At 72.0% G+C, this 16,991-nt stretch carries 17 protein-coding genes; 11 read left to right on the top strand and 6 right to left on the bottom strand.

Going from position 1 to position 16,991, the window contains the following annotated elements:
• Nucleotides 1–63 precede the first annotated feature (63 nt).
• The gene (locus GA0070607_RS26420) at nt 64–1,041 is read left to right on the top strand and encodes an aldo/keto reductase (protein ID WP_089020606.1); all 978 of its coding nucleotides are present in this window, start codon (nt 64–66) and stop codon (nt 1,039–1,041) included.
• 49 nt (nt 1,042–1,090) lie between these two features.
• On the opposite strand, the gene GA0070607_RS26415 is transcribed toward GA0070607_RS26420, so the two are convergent.
• The 3 genes from GA0070607_RS26415 to GA0070607_RS26405 are packed head-to-tail and all read right to left on the bottom strand — an operon-like array spanning nt 1,091 to nt 4,141.
• On the bottom strand, nt 1,091–1,834 hold the full coding sequence (locus tag GA0070607_RS26415; protein WP_089020605.1) for a YqjF family protein: 744 nt from the start codon (nt 1,832–1,834) through the stop codon (nt 1,091–1,093).
• A gap of 19 nt (nt 1,835–1,853) precedes the next feature.
• Complete coding sequence (locus GA0070607_RS26410; RefSeq protein WP_157743272.1) at nt 1,854–3,011, bottom strand: winged helix DNA-binding domain-containing protein; 1,158 nt, start codon at nt 3,009–3,011, stop codon at nt 1,854–1,856.
• Entirely contained in the window at nt 3,008–4,141 is a 1,134-nt protein-coding gene (locus GA0070607_RS26405) for an epoxide hydrolase family protein (protein ID WP_089022113.1), read from the bottom strand. Before GA0070607_RS26405 ends, GA0070607_RS26410 begins: the two co-directional genes overlap by 4 nt.
• 62 nt (nt 4,142–4,203) lie before the next feature.
• Here GA0070607_RS26405 and GA0070607_RS26400 point away from each other — a divergent pair, with 62 nt between their 5' ends.
• The 4 genes from GA0070607_RS26400 (at nt 4,204) to GA0070607_RS26385 (ending at nt 6,967) form a co-directional block, all read left to right on the top strand.
• Entirely contained in the window at nt 4,204–5,172 is a 969-nt protein-coding gene (locus tag GA0070607_RS26400) for a helix-turn-helix transcriptional regulator (RefSeq protein ID WP_089020604.1), read from the top strand.
• Between the two features lie 189 nt (nt 5,173–5,361).
• Entirely contained in the window at nt 5,362–5,685 is a 324-nt protein-coding gene (locus tag GA0070607_RS26395; protein ID WP_197701172.1) for a hypothetical protein, read from the top strand.
• Nucleotides 5,613–6,200 carry an alpha/beta fold hydrolase gene (locus GA0070607_RS26390; RefSeq protein ID WP_157743271.1) on the top strand — a complete coding sequence of 196 codons (588 nt, stop codon included), beginning with the start codon at nt 5,613–5,615 and terminating at the stop codon, nt 6,198–6,200. The genes GA0070607_RS26395 and GA0070607_RS26390 overlap by 73 nt, the downstream gene beginning before the upstream one ends.
• 305 nt (nt 6,201–6,505) lie before the next feature.
• On the top strand, nt 6,506–6,967 hold the full coding sequence (locus GA0070607_RS26385) for a DUF5709 domain-containing protein (RefSeq protein ID WP_089020602.1): 462 nt from the start codon (nt 6,506–6,508) through the stop codon (nt 6,965–6,967).
• 56 nt (nt 6,968–7,023) lie between these two features.
• On the opposite strand, the gene GA0070607_RS26380 is transcribed toward GA0070607_RS26385, so the two are convergent.
• From GA0070607_RS26380 to GA0070607_RS26370, 3 genes are all read right to left on the bottom strand, one after another.
• Nucleotides 7,024–8,604 (bottom strand): DHA2 family efflux MFS transporter permease subunit, encoded by a 1,581-nt coding sequence (locus tag GA0070607_RS26380; protein ID WP_089020601.1) that lies wholly within the window; start codon nt 8,602–8,604, stop codon nt 7,024–7,026.
• Nucleotides 8,605–8,834: 230 nt separating this feature from the next.
• Nucleotides 8,835–9,638 (bottom strand): IclR family transcriptional regulator domain-containing protein, encoded by an 804-nt coding sequence (locus tag GA0070607_RS26375; RefSeq protein ID WP_089020600.1) that lies wholly within the window; start codon nt 9,636–9,638, stop codon nt 8,835–8,837.
• Between the two features lie 3 nt (nt 9,639–9,641).
• Nucleotides 9,642–11,078 (bottom strand): amidohydrolase family protein, encoded by a 1,437-nt coding sequence (locus GA0070607_RS26370; RefSeq protein WP_089020599.1) that lies wholly within the window; start codon nt 11,076–11,078, stop codon nt 9,642–9,644.
• Nucleotides 11,079–11,275: 197 nt separating this feature from the next.
• On the opposite strand from GA0070607_RS26370, the gene GA0070607_RS26365 reads away from it, so the two are divergent.
• The 6 genes from GA0070607_RS26365 (at nt 11,276) to GA0070607_RS26340 (ending at nt 16,897) form a co-directional block, all read left to right on the top strand.
• A complete protein-coding gene (locus GA0070607_RS26365) occupies nt 11,276–12,412 on the top strand; it encodes a CaiB/BaiF CoA transferase family protein (protein WP_089020598.1) in 1,137 nt (378 codons plus the stop codon).
• The gene (locus tag GA0070607_RS26360) at nt 12,397–13,167 is read left to right on the top strand and encodes a citryl-CoA lyase (RefSeq protein WP_089020597.1); all 771 of its coding nucleotides are present in this window, start codon (nt 12,397–12,399) and stop codon (nt 13,165–13,167) included. The genes GA0070607_RS26365 and GA0070607_RS26360 overlap by 16 nt, the downstream gene beginning before the upstream one ends.
• A gap of 33 nt (nt 13,168–13,200) precedes the next feature.
• On the top strand, nt 13,201–14,067 hold the full coding sequence (locus GA0070607_RS26355) for a DODA-type extradiol aromatic ring-opening family dioxygenase (RefSeq protein ID WP_089020596.1): 867 nt from the start codon (nt 13,201–13,203) through the stop codon (nt 14,065–14,067).
• Complete coding sequence (locus GA0070607_RS26350) at nt 14,064–14,426, top strand: hypothetical protein (RefSeq protein WP_089020595.1); 363 nt, start codon at nt 14,064–14,066, stop codon at nt 14,424–14,426. The genes GA0070607_RS26355 and GA0070607_RS26350 overlap by 4 nt, the downstream gene beginning before the upstream one ends.
• A complete protein-coding gene (locus GA0070607_RS26345; protein ID WP_197701171.1) occupies nt 14,423–15,388 on the top strand; it encodes a quinone oxidoreductase family protein in 966 nt (321 codons plus the stop codon). Before GA0070607_RS26350 ends, GA0070607_RS26345 begins: the two co-directional genes overlap by 4 nt.
• Before the next feature lie 84 nt (nt 15,389–15,472).
• Nucleotides 15,473–16,897: an aldehyde dehydrogenase family protein gene (locus GA0070607_RS26340; RefSeq protein WP_089020594.1), complete on the top strand. Its 1,425-nt coding sequence runs from the start codon at nt 15,473–15,475 to the stop codon at nt 16,895–16,897.
• Nucleotides 16,898–16,991 lie beyond the last annotated feature (94 nt).

Genomic DNA, 16,991 nt, shown 5'->3' with positions numbered 1-16,991 from the left:
TCTGGAACCTGGGTGCCGCCACACGCTCGCCGGAGCGTTGGAGCCCGCCGTAGCGTGGGGCGCATGCGAACCACCACGCTGGGCAGTGCAGGTCCCGAGGTCGGCGTCATCGGGCTCGGGTGCATGGGCATGAGCCACGGATACGACATCACCGGCCCCCGCGACGACGACACGTCGATCTCCGTCATCCATCAGGCGCTCGACCTGGGCGCCACAGTGATCGACACGTCGGACGTGTACGGGCCGTACACCAATGAGGAACTGGTCGGCCGGGCCCTGGCCGGCGGCCACCGGGAGCGGGCCGTCCTGGCGACCAAGGTCGGGCTGGTGGTCACCTCCACGACCGGCGGCCCCGGCAACTCGCCGACCATGCGCAACAACGGGCGCCCCGAGCACATCCGCTCGGCGATCGACGACAGCCTGCGCCGACTCGGCACCGACCACGTCGACCTCTACCAGCTGCACCGGGTCGACCCCGAGGTGCCCATCGAGGAGTCCTGGGGCGCGATGGCGGAGGCCGTCGCGGCGGGCAAGGCGCGGCAGATCGGCCTGTCCGAGGTGACGGTGGCCCAGATCGCGCGGGCCCAGGCGGTGCACCCGGTGGCGTCGGTGCAGTCCGAGCTGTCGCTGTGGACCCGCGACCCGATGATTGAGGTGCTGCCGTACTGCGCCGAGCAGGGCATCGCCTTCCTGCCGTTCTCCCCGCTGGGCCGGGGCTTCCTCGCCGGCCGGTTCACCTCGTTCGAGGATCTGCCCGCCGACGACTTCCGGCGTGGCCTGCCGCGCTTCCAGCAGGAGGCACTGCGGGCCAACCTCGCCATCGTCGGCCGGGTCCGCGAGATCGCCGACCGGGCCGGCGTCAGCCCCGCGCAGGTCGCGCTCGCGTGGGTGGTCGCCCAGGGCCGGTACGTCATCCCCATCCCCGGCACCAAGACCCCCAGGTACCTGGTGGACAACTGCGCGGCGGGCGACGTGCGGCTCAGCGCCGAGGACCTGGCCGACCTCGACACGCTGCCCGCGCCGGAAGGTGGTCGCTACTGACGCGCGGCACCGCGTGGCCCGACGGGCGCGGCAGATCGGCGGTCGCCGGTCAGCCGGGCCGGCCCACGGTGACCGGCCGGCCGAACTGGACCGGAACGCCGGGGGAATACAGCACGCTGACCGGCGGCCCGGTCGGTGCCGGCAGCCCCGCGGCGGCGACCAGTTCGTCGTCCAGGTGCAGCAGCTCGGCTCGGTGCAGCGGCCAGCGCGGGTGCCAGTTCGGCAGGTGCAGCGTGCGCCGGTACGCCCGGGTGTGCAGCCCCCAGCGGGCTGTGACGAAATGCTCCAGCGGGGTCGGGTCGGCGATCCGCTCCCCCACCCGGACCACCATGCGGCTCGTCGCGCCGGCCGGGCCGGGCCAACGACGCCGGCACCGGTAGGTGAGCCGGTCACCGTCGCGGTCCAACCGCATCGACGACCAGAGGTACGGCAGCCGCAGCGTCGCACGGGCGACGAGCACCGGCAGCAGCCGGGACGCGTCGAGCGACCGGAACACCACGGCCCGCCGGCCGGTGTCGTCGACCGAGTAGAGCCGGACGTTGGTCTCCCAGAAGGTGCCGAAGTAGGGCACTCCCGGCCCGCGGCCGAGGCCCAGCCCGACCATCCGGAAGCCGATCAGCCCGACGTGACTGACCCCGTCCAGGGTGTCCGGGCGGGTCCCGGCCGGCAGCAGCGGTGCGACGAGCTCCGGTGCGACGGGCCAGTGCAGGAAGGTCAGATCCTGCCAGCGCTGCCGCAACATCGCCCAGGGGAACCCGCGCCGGGGCGCGGCGTCGACCGGCTCGATGTCCACGCCCCCATCCTGCCCCGGCTCAGGCGTGCGGACCGACCTGTACCGGGCCGATGGTCAGCGACGCTGTTCCCTCCAGGACCTGACCGACCCGCTCGACCTGCTCCTCCAGCGCCCGCAGCCGACTGGCGCCGAGCGTCCGCAACGGCTCGACCGTCACGTGGATCCTGCGACCGGAGCGACGCTGGTGCCACACCCCGGCGACCGTTCCGTCGACCAGCAGCACCGGGTAGTTGCCGGCCTGCCCACGGGCGAGTGCCCGGTCGGCGGCGGCTCCGGGGAAGAGCAGGTCGCGCGGGTGGCAGCCGACCGTGTACGCGTCGAAGTAGGGCAGCAGGCGTACCCCCGACGGCCGGTCGTCCGGGAAGTCGGTGTCGCCGGCCGCCACCCACGCCCGTGTGCCCTCCACCGTGACGGGTGCCAGGTCCAGCGACTCGAACAGCGTCGCCGCCCAGGTCGCGGGTGCCGACAGCCACCGGGCGAACTGCGCGGGGGTGGCCGGCCCGTACGCGTACAGGTAGCGCCGGACGAGTTCGGCCAGCGCGGGCGTGCCGTCCATCGGCGCGAACCCGGGCAGCCAGCGGGTTGGGCTGGTGTGGGTGGTGGAGCGGCCCCGGTTCGGGCCGAAGCAGATCACCCCGCCCCGGGTGGCGGCCGTCATCGCGGAGATCCAGCGCGGCCACTTGTCCTGGAAGGCGTCCATGACCCGCTCGCCGGCCCAGGGGCCGGTGCGGGCGACCACCTGCTCGGTCAGCTCGTCGGTGGTCAGCTCGGCCTCGGCCAGCGCGTCGGCGAGGGCCGCGAGGACCTGCTCGGTCTGCCCGGGGGTCAGCAGGCTCTGCTCATGCGACGCGACCGGCAGCGCGGAGAGTGCGCCGGTCCACATCGGCAGGTCGGCGGCGGCGAGCAGGTGCACTGTGCCGCGCGGCCCGCGGCTCTTGACCAGGGCCCGGTCCATCCACAGCGCCTGACGCACCAGCGCACGGGTGGCGCCCGGGACCCGCAGCCCGACCGACAGTTCGGCGGCGGAGGCGACCTGGGCGTGTGCGCCGCACATCGTGGACACCACAGCGGCGACGGTGTCGGCCTCCGGCGCCAACCCGGCGGCCGACGTCGGCGCGGAGAGGCGGTGCCGGTCCAGGCGCCGGGCACACACCTGATCCCAGCTCAGGCTGGTCATCGCAGGCTCCCGAAGAAGGCGCGCATGTCCGCCGCGTGCGCCAGCGGCTCATCCATCGCCACGAAGTGGCTACCCGGGTTGCCCTCCGGCCAGTGGACGATGGTGTTGTGCCGCTCGGCGAGGCGCCGCATCAGCGCGGACCCGCCGCCGTACACGCCGGACGGCACCCGCTGCTGCCCCTTCGGCCAGGCGAAGCCGCCGTCGGCGGCGAGCGTGAGGCGCTCGTACATCGGCCACGAGGACGACCCCGACGTGCCGGTGAACCAGTAGAGGCTCACGTTGGTGAGCAGGTGGTCCCGGTCGATGGCCTGCTCCGGCGTCGGGACCGTCATGGTGAACTCCTTGAATTTCTGCATCATCCAGGCCAGCAGCCCGACGGGTGAGTCGTTCCAGGCGTACGAGAGGGTCATCGGCGCGGCCCGCAGCAGCGCGTGATGGTCCACGCCGCCGCTCATCCACCGCTGCATCTGGTTCCACTCGGCGCGTTCCGCCTCGGTCATGCCCGGCACGTCGGCCGCGGTCGGGAAGCCGAACCCCCCGTCGATGTGTACGCCAATGACCTGCTCGGGCGCCACGGTCGCCACCTCCGGCGCGATGTACGCACCGAGGTCGCCGCCCTGGGTTCCGTACCGGTCGTAGCCGAGGCGGCGCATCAGCTCGGCCCACATCCGGGCGACCCGGTCGACCGTGAACCCGGCCGGTGGCGCCTGCGAGAAGCCGTAGCCGGGCACCGACGGCACCACCACGTGAAAGGCCTGCCCGGGGTCCGCACCGTGGGCGCGCGGATCGGTCAGCGGGCCGATCAGCTCGGTGAACTCGACCACCGAGTTCGGCCAGCCGTGCGTCAGCAGCAACGGCAGCGCGTCCGGCTCCGGCGAGCGAACGTGCAGCAGGTGCACGTCCAGCCCGTCGATCCGGGTGACGAACTGGGGGAACTCGTTCAGCCGTGCCTCGTGCAGCCGCCAGTCGTAACCGGTCGCCCAGTGGTCGGCCAGGTCACGCAGATAGTCCACCGGCACCCCCCGGCTCCACTCGGCGCCGGGCAACGAGCGGGGCCACCGGGTCCGGGAGAGCCGCTCCCGCAGGTCGTCGAGGTCCGATTGCGGGATGTCGATGCGAAATGGCGTCATGCCGGCCACGCTACGACCCATATAGGTCAGGTTCTGTCACACATCACTGGCATCCTGGGGCCATGTCCGACACCCCCGCCCGGCTGCTGGGTCTGCTGTCGCTGCTGCAGACCCCGCGCGAGTGGCCCGGCAGCGAGCTGGCCGCTCGGCTCGGCGTCAGCCTGCGCACCGTCCGCCGGGATGTGGAACGGCTGCGCGACCTGGGCTACCCGGTGCGGGCGACGATGGGCGCGATCGGCGGATACCGCCTCGTCGCCGGCAAGGCGATGCCGCCGCTGCTGCTGGACGACGAGGAGGCGGTGGCGATCGCGGTTGGTCTGCGTACCGCCGCCGGTCACGCGGTCGCCGGGATCGAGGACGCCTCGGTACGAGCCCTGGCAAAGCTCGAACAGGTGCTGCCGTCCCGGCTGCGCCACCGGGTCGGCGCGCTGGGCGCTGCCACCGAACCGCTGCTCACCTGGAGCCGGCCGACGGTCGACCCCGAGCAGCTGACCGCCCTGGCCGCCGCCGTCACCAACCGCGAGCAGCTCCGGTTCACCTACCGGCGGCGCGACGGCGCGACCGGTGAGCGACTTGTCGAGCCGCACAAACTGGTGTCAGCGGGCCACCGGTGGTATCTGGTGGGCTACGACAACGACCGGGGCGACTGGCGGATCTTCCGGGTGGACCGGATGGGCGAGCTGCGATCCACCCGGTCCCGTGTCGCACCTCGTCCCCTGCCGGCCCCCGACGCCGCGGCGTTCGTGACGGAGAAGCTGCTCGAAATGACCCCGGTCTACCGGGCGGTGGTGACCCTGCACGCACCGGTCGAGCGGATGACCGGCCCGCTCGGTGGCGCCTCGGTCGACCTGGAGCCGATCGACGCCACCTCCTGCCGGTTGCGCAGTCACGCCGACACCCTGGACTGGCTGGCGTGGCGCCTGCTGACCCTCGGCTGCGACATCGAGGTGCACGAGCCGCTGGAGCTGATCGCGTACCTCCGCGAGATCGGCGCCCGGGCCACCCGGGCTGCCGGCCCGACAACCGGGTAGGCAGCCCGGGCTGTCGCACAAGGGTCCGCCGTAGGCTCGAACGGCCGACGGCGCGGCCAAAACGGCACCGTCCGCAGCCGGCTCAGCCACGCCCGCCGCACCCTCGCCGACGGCCTGCGGGCGTCGGCGGCCGCGGCGCACGTCGACGTCACCGCGTCCAGCGGCGCCCGGTGGCGCGAGGGCCGCGACATGGTCACAACGGCGATGCGCGGCGACTTCGACCGGGTGGTGCGCGAGAGCTGGTGGCCGGACGCGGAGATGCTCGCGCCAGGTGGCCTGCGCGGCGGCACCGACCTGGCGGTCCGGGGCATGACGAAGGATCTGATGGAAGGGGTACGGCAGCGGCTGCGCAACGTCGTGGCCAGCGGTGAGGTGCTGATCTGGGAGACCGACCTGATCAGCCCGCCCGACGCCCCGGAGCACTGCCCACCCGCGGCGCTGTGGTTGCAGGTGCTGCGCGAGGGCCGGGTACGCCAACTCATCCTCTTCCGCCCCGTCCCCGCGCTGGTCTGAAGAAACGTTCCCGACCGAGCGAACTTCCCGTCGGGACAGCTCGACAACCCGACGATTACCGTCTCGACACGTATGTCCGGTTCCTGCACGCCGTCGTCGAGCACCTCGGCGAACCCAGGGTGTACCTCCTCGGGCACTCGCACGGCGGTTTCGTCGCCCAGCGGTACGTGCTCGCCCACCAGGACCAGATCGCCGGCCTCGCCCGGTACGACACCTCACCCGTCACCGGCGCCGAGTTCTGGGCCGAGGCCATGGCCGGCCTCGCCGCCTACCCGCAGCGGCACCCTGACCGGCCGGAGGCGACAGCGGTCCCGGCCGCCTTCGCGCAGCTCAGCGGCGCGACGGACGACGGGTCGTTGGGAGCCGCGCTGCGCGCCGCCCTGCCGGTGTACTTCGCGGACTTCTGGGGTCGACGGGACGACTTCGCCCCGTTTCAGGCGGCCGTCCGGATCTGGTTCGACGCCGGCCGGCGCGCAGGACCCCACGCCCTTCGACGTGCGGGACAACCTCGGTGAGATCACCGTGCCCGTCGTGGTGATCGTCGGGACTACGACTTCACCTGCGGCCCCCGCTGGCCGAGCAGCTGAACGCGGGGCTTCCGGACTCGCGGCTGGTGCCGCTGGAGCGAAGCGGGCACTTCGCGCACATCGAGCAGCCGGTGGAATTCACCGACGCCGTGGCGGAGCTGCTGAAGCGGTGACCCACCCCGGCACAGCGCGTCCCGAGGTCGTTCGTCACAGCGGGCAGGCCTCGGCGTACGGGCGCGTTGCACGGTCATAGGCTGAACACTTTGCTGCACCGTGACAAAGAGGAGACCGCCGTGAGCCAGACCGAACGGATGGATTCCGTCGACGAGTGGAACGTGGCCGAGGACGACGGGGTCCTGGACGCCTCCGACACCCTCGACGACGACCGGGTCGGCGACCCCCTCGACACCGGCATCATCGCCGAGGACCACTGGACGGCGGCGAACCGGTTCGGCACCACGCCGGCCGAGGAGCGGGCGGGCGAGTCTCTGGAGCAGCTCCTCGCCGAGGAGGAACCGGACACCGACCCGTACGCGGAGAGCGTCGACGACGAGGATGAGCTGACCCGACGGGGATACGAGCGCGAGGCGCGGGCGGGCCGTCTCGTCGCCGACGACGACGGTCTCCGCGAGGACGAGGAGCCCGACTCGGTGGCGTGGGACGTCGGGATCGATGGAGGTGCCGCCAGCGCCGAGGAGGCTGCGATCCACCTGGTCGAGGACCCGAACGGGCCCGGGGACGGCCCGCTTCGCTGAACACCGCGCCGCCGCGCCCGCCGCCACGAGGGCGTCGGGCGCGGCGGGCGGGTCGCTCAGTGGATGACGACGGGCGCCTTGACCAGCTCGCCCTGCTCGTCGAGCGGCTGCGCCGGCTGGCGCCGACGCGGCAGCAGGGCAGCCGGAATGAAGGTGAGCAGCACCAGCGCGAACGCGACCCAGAACGTGGTGGCGAACGACTTGGCGGCGAAGTCGAGCCCGCGCTCGATGAGCGACGGGTCCACCGGCGTCTGCTGGAGCAGCTCCGGCCGCTGCTGGGCGGCGATGGCCAACCCGGCCTCGGTGACCGGCTTGCCGCTCGGGTCCACCAGGCCGGGGATCGGCCGGGACCCGTTCAGCTCGTTGGTGAGGATCACCGACATCACCGCCGCGCCGATCGACCCGCCGATCTGCTGAAGGATGTTGACAAGCGTGGAGCCGCGCGCCACGTCCTGGGCCTGCAACGTCCGCAGCGCTGACGTCATGATCGGCATCATCGTGCCGCCCATGCCGAGGCCCATCACGAACAACGACCCGCCGAGCAGCCAGTACGAGGTCTGCGGGTCGACCTGGGTGAAGCTGAAGAACCCGACGACGATGAGCGCCAGCGCGAACGGGACCGTGCGACCGATGGGCACCCGGTCGGCCAGCGTGCCGGCGATCGGCATGGTGATCATCGCGCCGATGCCCTGCGGTGCCATCAGCAGACCGGCGGCCAGCGTGGACTCGCCGCGCACCTGAAGGAAGTAGCTCGGGAACAGCAGGCCGGCGCCCATGAACGCGATGATGAACACGAACAGCGTCACCGAGGCGATTGTCAGGTTGCGGTTGGTGAACAGCCGCAGGTCGAGCAGCGGGTGCCGAGGCTTGAAGGAGTAGAGCACGAACGCCACCACCAGCGCGGCGCCGACCAGCATGGGCGCCCACACCTTCGTCTCGGCGAAGGTGCCCGTCTCCGGCAGTGACGAGACGCCGTAGAGGAACAGCGCCAGCCCGGGTGAGAGCATCAGCATGCCGATGAAGTCGAACGACTCCGACGGCTCGGGAGCGTCCTTCGGAAGCGCCAGCTGCGCGTAGACCAACGCGATCACGCCGATCGGCAGGTTGATCAGGAAGATCCAGTGCCAGCTCGCGGTGTCGATCAGCCAGCCACCCAGGATCGGGCCGCAGATCGGCCCGAGCAGCATCGGGATGCCGAGGACCGCCATCAACCGGCCGATCCGGTGCGGCCCGGCGGCCCGGGTCATGATGGTCATGCCCAGCGGCATGAGCATGCCGCCGCCGAGGCCCTGCAGGACGCGGTAGCCGATGAGCTCGCCGATCGTGTCGGCGGTTGCGCAGAGCCCGGACCCGATCGTGAACAGGGCCAGCGCCACCATGTAGAGGCGTTTGGTGCCGAACCGGTCGGCTGCCCACCCGCTCAGCGGGATCACCGTGGCCAGGGCGAGGGTGTAGGCGGTCATCGTCCACGCGACGCGGGCGTAGGACGCGTCGAACTCGCTCTGGAACTTCGGCAGCGCGACGCTGACCACCGTCACGTCGAGGATCGACATGATCGCGCCGAGGACGACGACGCCCGCCACCTTGAGCACCGCGGCGTCGAGTTTGTCCGATGTCGCGACAGATTGCTGGGTCACAAACTCTCCTGAAGTCGGTTGAGCCGGCGAATGGTGGGCGGTGGCGGCGGTGCCGCGCCTACCAGGCGCGGGACGCGACGTACCGAGGCGACGACGCGCGCAGGAAGACTATCTGTCCCCTCTGACGGTGCGCCGCCGGATTTCGTGACCACCGGGGCGACGCGTCCGATCGGCCGCCCGATTGCAGCCGGATGTCGGGGTGTCGCGCACCGAGCGGACCGGCCGACCGGTCAGGCGGTGGTGACCGGCACCGCGGCGGTCAACGCCCAGTCGTGCCCGATGTCGGCGGCGGCGCGCAGCAACCGCGGCAGGTGCTCGTCCACCAGAGTCTCCAGCGACGTCTCGGCGGCGTGCACAGTGACGTTGATCGCGGCGATAACACGGCCGTCGCCATCGCGGACTCCGGTGGCGACGGACCGGATCCCCGGTGCGAGATCCTGGTCGGCGAGCGCCCAACCCTTCGCGCGCACCTCGCGCAGCACGGCGTCCAGCTCGCCGGGCGAGGGCTGCCAGCGGGGCGTGATCCCGGAGCGGGTCGGCTCGGCGAGCACGTCGGCCAGCGTCTCCGGCGGCAGCCCCGCGAGCAGCACCTTGCCCATCGACGTCGCGGGGGCCGGGAAGCGGGTGCCGATGGTCACGGCGAGCGTGACGATCTTCGGTACGGCGACGCGGGCGACGTAGACGATGTCGCTGCCGTCGAGCTGGGCCATCGAGGTGGACTCGTTGGTCTGCGCGACGAGCTTCTCCATGTGCGGACGGGCCACGTCCCACATGTTCAGCGCGTTGACGTACGCCATTCCCAGTTCCAAAACGCGCGGGGTGAGGGTGTGGCCACGGCCGACCGCGCGGACGTAGCCCAGCGATTCGAGGGTGATGAGGATGCGCCGGACCGTGGGCCGGGCCAGGCCGGTGGCGGCGGCGATCTCACTGAGCGTCATCGACGGGCAGGCCGGACGGAAGGAGCGCAGGACGTCGAGACCCCGGGCGAGAGCCTCGATGAAGTCGGGCCCGGCGCCCCTTCCGTTGTCACTCATGTCCTAATGCTTCCATTGCGCCGAGCCGGCGTCCCACTCGGTGTACTGGTACGGGTTCTCCAGGATCGCGGTCTCGGGGACGTCCGGGTTCATGCCCCGCAGCCACGCCTCCTCCCCCATGGTCTCGCGGAGGTGGTCGATCGTCGCCGCCACCCTGTCCCGAGCGGCGGCGAGGTCGACGCCGACCAGCCGGCCGTCCCGCTTGACGACCCGGCCGCCCACCAGCACGGTGTGCACGTCGCCGCGCTGGGCCTGGAAGACGACGTGACCGTGCGGGTTGAGGATCGGGAACATCACCGGCGAGGCGTCGTTCTTGATCAGGACGATGTCGGCCTGCCGGCCGGGGGTGAGGGCGCCGATCGTGGAGTCCATGCCGAGCGCGCGGGCGCCGCCCCGGGTGGCCCACTCGACGACCTGTTCGGCCCGCAGGTGGCAGTGGGTGATGGTGTCCTGCTTGGCGTGCGCCTCCAGGTGCTCCCGGGAGCGGTCGGCGCCGAGCGTGGTCCGCATCGCCGAGAAGAGATCGCCGCTCCACCAGACGCTGGTGTCCATGGAGAGCGACACCGGGATGTCGTGGTGGCGCAGTTGCCAGGTGGGCGGGTAGCCCTGCCCGGCGCTCTGCTCGCTCTCGGTGGAGACCGAGACGGAGCCGCCGGTGGCGGCGATCCGGTTGTACGAGTCGTGGGTGAGCGTCGCCGCGTGCACGTAGACGGTCGACGGGTTCATGAAGCCGTGCTCGTGCATCAGCCGGATGCCGTCGTCGTTGGTGGCGCCCCAGACACCGGCGTGGGTGGTCACCGCGGCGCCCAACTCCCGGGCCACCTCGAAGGCGGCGCGCTCGGGGAAGGCGGGATCGCCTGTGACGTCGAACGCCATCTGGAATCCGGCCAGCTTGCCGCCGTCGATCCGGCGCCGGTGGAAGTCGCGGAACTCCGGCGAGGTGGCCCACTCCCACGGGCCCTGCTGGATGTTGCCGTAGGCGAGCACGAACCGTCCGTCGACCGCCTCGAGGGCGTCGACGGCCGCGTCGGCGTGCTCGGGTGTCTGGAGGCCGTGCGACCAGTCGACGGTGGTGGTGACGCCCGCGTCGACCGCCTCGATCGCGGCGAGCAGGTTGCCCGCGTACACGTCCTCGGGCCGGAACAGCTTGCCGGATTCCAGGTAGTACCAGACGAAGTACTGCGTCAGGGTCCAGTCGGCGCCGTACCCGCGCATGGCGGTCTGCCACATGTGCCGGTGGGTGTCGACCATTCCCGGCATCAGGATGCCGCCGGCGGCGTCGATCTCCAGGGCGTCGTCGGGGGCGGCGAGGCCGACGCCGACCTCCGCGATCCGGTCGCCGATGACCAGCACGTCGGCGCCCGGCAGCACCGTGTGTGCGTCGTCCATGGTGAGAACCAGGCCGTTGCGGAAGATCACCGGCCGGGAGGTTGCGCTCATCGCCACCCATTCCTTTCCGGGTACGAGGGGTTCGGACCGTTGTCCGCTGTGCGGCCAGCCCGAGTGGCGCCAGTGTGGTCCCGGTCACGAAGTCGTGTCAAGGACGTGTTTCGGCGCGATGAACTGACCGTTGACAGCCCACGATCGGTAACGCAAGCTGGTTTCTGCGGACAGGTGTCCGCAGAACGGGCGGAAACATGGTGCAGCATTCGACGGGGCCACTGGCCGGCCTGCTCGTCGCGGACTTCTCCCGGATTCTCGCCGGGCCGTACGCCACGATGCTCCTGGCCGATCTGGGCGCGCAGGTGATCAAGGTGGAGAGTCCCGGTGGCGACGACACCCGCACCTGGATGCCACCCACCCGCGACGGCGTCTCGACGTACTACCTCGGCATCAACCGCAACAAGCGGTCGGTCGCCCTCGACCTCAAGAAGCCGGACGACCTGGCGGCCGCGCAGGAACTCGCCCGCCGCGCCGACGTGATGATCGAGAACTTCCGGCCCGGCGGCCTGGCCCGCTTCGGCCTGGACTACGACACCGTCACCGCCGGCAACGAGAAGGTCGTCTACGCGAGCATCAGCGGTTTCGGCACCGGCGCCGGAGCGGACTTCCCCGGCTACGACCTGATGGTGCAGGCGATCTCCGGCCTGATGAGTCTCACCGGCGACCCGGACGGCCCGCCGTACCGGGCCGGCATCTCCGTGTTCGACGTGATGGCCGGGCTGCACGCGAGCATCGGCATCCTCGCCGCGCTGCACCACCGGGGCGCGACCGGCAAGGGGCAGCACGTCGAGGTCAACCTGCTCAGCTCGGCGCTGTCCGGCCTGGTCAACCACTCCAGCGGCTACGTCGCGGGTGGCACCGTCCCGTTCCGGATGGGCAACGCGCACCCCAGCCTCTTCCCGTACGAGCCGCTGCCCACGGCCGACGGCGAGCTGATCGTCATCGCCGGCAACGACGGGCAGTTCCGCAAGCTCTGCCAGGTGCTCGACCTGCCCGACCTTCCCGACGACCCGCGCTTCGGGCGCAACCAGGACCGCACCGCCAACCGCGAACAGCTGCGACCCCTGCTCGTCGAACGACTCGCCAAGCGGACCAAGGACGAGTGGTTCCGCGACCTGCTCGCCGCAGGCGTACCGTGCGCACCGATCAACACCATCGACGGCGGCGTGGCGCTCGCCCAGGAGCTGGGGCTCGACCCGGTGGTCGCCGTCGGCGACGTGCCGGGGGTCCGCAACCCCATCACCTTCTCCGACACCCCCGCCCGGTACGAGCTGCCGCCGCCCGGGCTCGACGAACACGGCGAGGAGATCCGCGCGTGGCTGAAGAGCTGAGCTTCCCGACCGGGATCGGCACGTCCGACCCGACCACCATCTCGCTGCTCGGGCAGGATCTGGCCGCCGACCTGATGGGCAAGGTCGGCTTCGGTGAGCTGGCGTACTGGCTGGTCGCCGGCCGCCGACCCACCCCGGGCGAGGTGCGGGTCTTCGAGGCGGTGCTGGTGGCGCTCGCCGACCACGGCTTCACCCCGACGGCGATCGCCGCCCGACTCACCTACTTGTCCGCGCCGGAGTCGCTGCAGGGCGCGCTCGCCGCCGGCCTGCTCGGTGGCGGCTCGCGCTTCCTCGGTGTCACCGAGGACTGTGGACGCTTCCTCGCCGACACACTCGCCCAGGCCGGCGAGGTGACCGACTACGACGCCGTGGCGCTGGACGCCGTCACCCGGGCCAAGCAGGAGCGTCGACTGGTCCCCGGGCTCGGGCACCCCGTGCACAAGGAGCAGGACCCGCGCACCCCCGTGCTGATCAGGATCGCCACCGAGGAGGGCCTGCACGGCCCGCACCTGCGGCTGTTCGAGGCGGTCGGACGCGTACACCCGCAGGTGCTCGGCCGGACCCTGCCGCTCAACGGCGCCGGGGTCTGCGGCGCAGCGCTCGCCGACCTCGGGCTCCCGGTCGAGATGTTGCGCGGTTTCGCCCTGCTGGCCCGCGCGGCGGGGCTGCTCGGGCACCTCGCCGAGGAGCGGCGCCGGCCGCTCGGCATGGACATCTACCGCACCGTCGACCGCAACGCCGTCTACGAACCCTGAGCCCCCCTTTTTCAGCCCCCGAGAGGAGTGGGAATGGCCTCCATCGTCGCGGTCATCGCCTCCACCCACCACCCCTTCTACTACCGGGCCAGCACGGCCACGGGCGAGGACCGGCCACCGTTCGCCGACGAGTGGACCAGCAAGATCCTGGCGTTCCGGGAGACCCTGACCCGGGCCCGGCCCGACGTGCTGGTGATGGTCGGTTCCGACCACTTCCACCAGCTCTGGCTGGACAACATGCCGCAGTTCCTGGTCGGCAAGGCGCCCTTCTACGACGCCAACTGGTACAACGAGGAGCGCGAGTTCGGCCTGCCCCGCATGCTGCTCAAGGGCCAGGAGGACCTGTCCGCGCACATCCTGCGCGCGGGGCTCGACTCCGGCTTCGACCTCGCGTTCAGCAACGAGCTGCGCATCGACCACAGCATCACCTGCCCGATCATCACGCTGCGGCCCGAGGCCGACCTGCCGATCGTGCCGATCTACACGAACATCTTCGCGCCACCCCTGCCGCAGCCGAAGCGCTTCGTCCAGCTCGGCGCGGCGATCCGGGAGATCGTCGAGTCGTGGCCGTCGCACCTGCGGGTCGCCGTCATCGGCACCGGCCACCTCTCGCTCGAGCTGGGCGGGCCCCGGCAGTTCGGCCCGCACGGCCCGGACCCGGAGTTCGACCAGCGGGCGGTCGAGTGGATCGCCAACGGGGACCTCGACGGGTGTCTGCGCGAGGTCACGCTGGACAGCCTGCACTCGCCGGGTAACGCCACCCACGGCTTCATGGACTTCATGCTCATGATGGGTGTGGCCGGGGCCGGCGTGAAGGCCGACTACGTCGACACCCTCGATCTGTTCCACACCATGGAGGCGTACTTCACCTGGTACCCGAACGGAGCGCCGGCGGCATGAGCAAGTACCTGCTGAACAAGTTCCTCTACACCGTCGACCGCGATCCGGTGCTGGTCGAGCGCTACCGGCGCGAGCCGCGCGAGCTGGTCGCCTGGTGGGAGGCCGAACGTGCCAACGCGGTGCTCAACTGCCACACCGGTGAGTCGACCACCTGGCTGCGCTTCGACGACGTCGAGCGCGAGGCGCTGGCGGCCCACGACCACGTGAAGCTGTTCGAGTTGGGTGCGCACCCGTTCCTGACGCTGACCCTCTTCATCGCCCTCTTCGAGCGGGACAACACCGAGCCGCTGGAGTACCAGAAGTCCTACGGCGCTCGGCTGGCCCACTTCGCGATGCCCTACCCGGACATCGCGACGTGATCCGCGCGGCCCAGCTCACCGCCTGCGGCACTCCGCCGATCATCGCCGAGCGGCCGGCCCCCGTGCCGGCCGACGGCGAGGTGATGATCACCGTCGAGGCGGTGCCGATCACCCCGCTCGACGTGCTCTGCGCCACCGGCACCAGTTACTTCGGCACGCCGGCGACTCCGTACGTGCCGGGCGTGCAGGGTGTCGGCCGGCTCGCCGACGGCACCCCCGTCTGGTTCGGCACCTCGGCCGGCATGCGGCCCGGAGTCGACGGCAGCATGGCGACCACTGTCGCGGTGCCCACCGCCGACGTGGTGGCGCTGCCACCCGACGTACCGCTGACCCTGCTCGCCGCCCTGGGCCTCTCCGCGGTCGCCGCGCACGCGGCCCTGACCGGCGCCGGCGACCTGGCGCCCGGTGAACAGGTCATCGTGCTCGGCGCCGGCGGCGTGGTCGGCCAGGCGGCCGTTCAGCTGGCCCTGCTCGGCGGGGCGCGGCGCGTGATCGCGGTGGCCCGCTCCGCCTCGGCGCGGGCCCGCGCCGAGGAGCTCGGCGCCGCGGTCGCCGTCCCGCTGTTCCCGGATGACGACGTCGCGTCGATGGCCGGCCGGCTACGCGACGCCGCCGACGGTCCGATCGACCTCGTCCTCGATCCGGTCTTCGGCGTGCCGGCAGCGGCGGCGCTGCGGGTGCTGCGTCCGGGTGGCCGCCTGGTCAACCTGGGCAGCGCCGCGGGCGCGACAGCGCCGATCGAGTCCGCGGTGCTGCGCAGCGGCTCGTTGCGGCTGATCGGCTACACCAACAACGGTTTGTCGACCGAGCAGCGAGCGGCGTCGCTGGCCGTGGTGGCCGGGCACGCGGCCGCCGGTCGGCTCACCGTCGACCACGAGATCGTGCCGTTCGCCTCGGTCGCGGACGCCTGGTCCCGGCAGGACAACGGCACCGCGGCCGGCCGCGTCGTCCTCGCGCTCTGACCGGGCCCGGCCCCAGCCAGGGATCGCGAAACCCTGGATAGACCGCACCTGGTTGGGGCTCGGCGCCGGTGCCACGGTCGGTGCATGACACCTTCCACCTACACCGTCACCGGCCACTGGATCGGCGGCGAGACCGTCGCCGGCTCGGCCGGAACCCTTCCCGTCGTGAACCCGGCGACCGGCGACATCGTCGCCGAGACGCCGGCCGGCACCGCCGCCGACGTCGACCGGGCCGTCGCCGCCGCCCGGGCGGCCTTCCCCGCCTGGGCGGCGACCACCCCGCAGTACCGGGCGGACGTGCTGCGCCGCCTCGGCGCCGGCCTCGCCGCCCGGCAGGAGGAGATCGCCGGGGCGATCACCGTCGAGATGGGCTCGCCGATCGGCATGTCCCGGACCGCCCAGGTCGCTTTCCCGGCCGCCGTGATCGAATCCGTCGCCGCCCTCGCCGACGACTTCGCCTGGACCGAGGAGGTCGGCAACTCGCTGATCGTCCGCGAGCCGATCGGGGTGGTCGGTGCGATCACGCCGTGGAACTTCCCGCTGCAGCAGATCGTCTCCAAGCTCGCGCCGGCGCTGCTCGCGGGGAACACGATGGTGTTCAAGCCGTCCGAGAACGCCCCGCTGACCGCGCGGATCCTCGCCGAGGCCGCCGCCGAGGCCGGCGTGCCGGCGGGCGTGTTCAACGTGGTGTACGGCACCGGCGCGGTCGTCGGCGAGGCCATCTCCGCCCACCCGGACATCGACATGATCTCCTTCACCGGCTCCACCCGGGCCGGGCAGCGGATCGGCGCGGTGGCCGCGGCGACCGTCAAGCGGGTCGCGCTGGAGTTGGGCGGCAAGGGCGCGAACATCATCCTGGACGATGCCGACCTGCCGAAGGCGGTCACCACCGGCGTGATGATGTCGTTCGCCAACGGCGGCCAGGTCTGCGGCGCGTGGCCCCGGATGCTGGTGCCCGCCTCCCGGCAGGACGAGGTCGTGGCGCTGGCCGTCGAGGCGGCGAAGCAGTTCACCGTCGGCGACCCGACCGACGAGGCGACCCGGATCGGTCCGATGGCCTCGGAGGCCCACCGGCAGAAGGTCGTCGGGTACATCGAGCGGGGCGTCGCCGACGGCGCCCGGCTCGTGTTCGGTGGTCCGGGCCGGCCGGAGGGCCTGGCGAAGGGCGCCTACGTGCAGCCGACGATCTTCGCGGACGTCGACCCGACCTCCGCTATCGCCCAGGAGGAGATCTTCGGCCCGGTGCTGACGATCATCCCGTACGCCGACGAGGAGGAGGCCGTGACCATCGCCAACGGCACGCTGTACGGCCTGACCAGCGGCGTCTTCGGCGAGCCGGAGCACGCCCTGGCGGTCGCGAAGCGGCTGCGGGTGGGCCAGGTCGACGTGAACGCCGGTCACTGGAACCCGCTCGCCCCCTTCGGCGGCTACAAGCGGTCCGGCAACGGCCGTGAGTTCGGGCGCTTCGGCCTGGAGGAGTTCCTGGAGACGAAGTCCATCCAGCGCTGACCGCGCCGGGCGTCCCGGCCCGCGTCATCGGGGTCGGGTCGCCCGGTCACGCCCTGCCCGCGCCCTTTGCTCTGCTTCAACCGGCGCACGCCTG

The sequence above is a fragment of the Micromonospora coriariae genome, assembly GCF_900091455.1.
Taxonomy (GTDB): Bacteria; Actinomycetota; Actinomycetes; order Mycobacteriales; family Micromonosporaceae; genus Micromonospora; species Micromonospora coriariae.
This window is presented reverse-complemented; position numbering and strand designations above follow the sequence as displayed.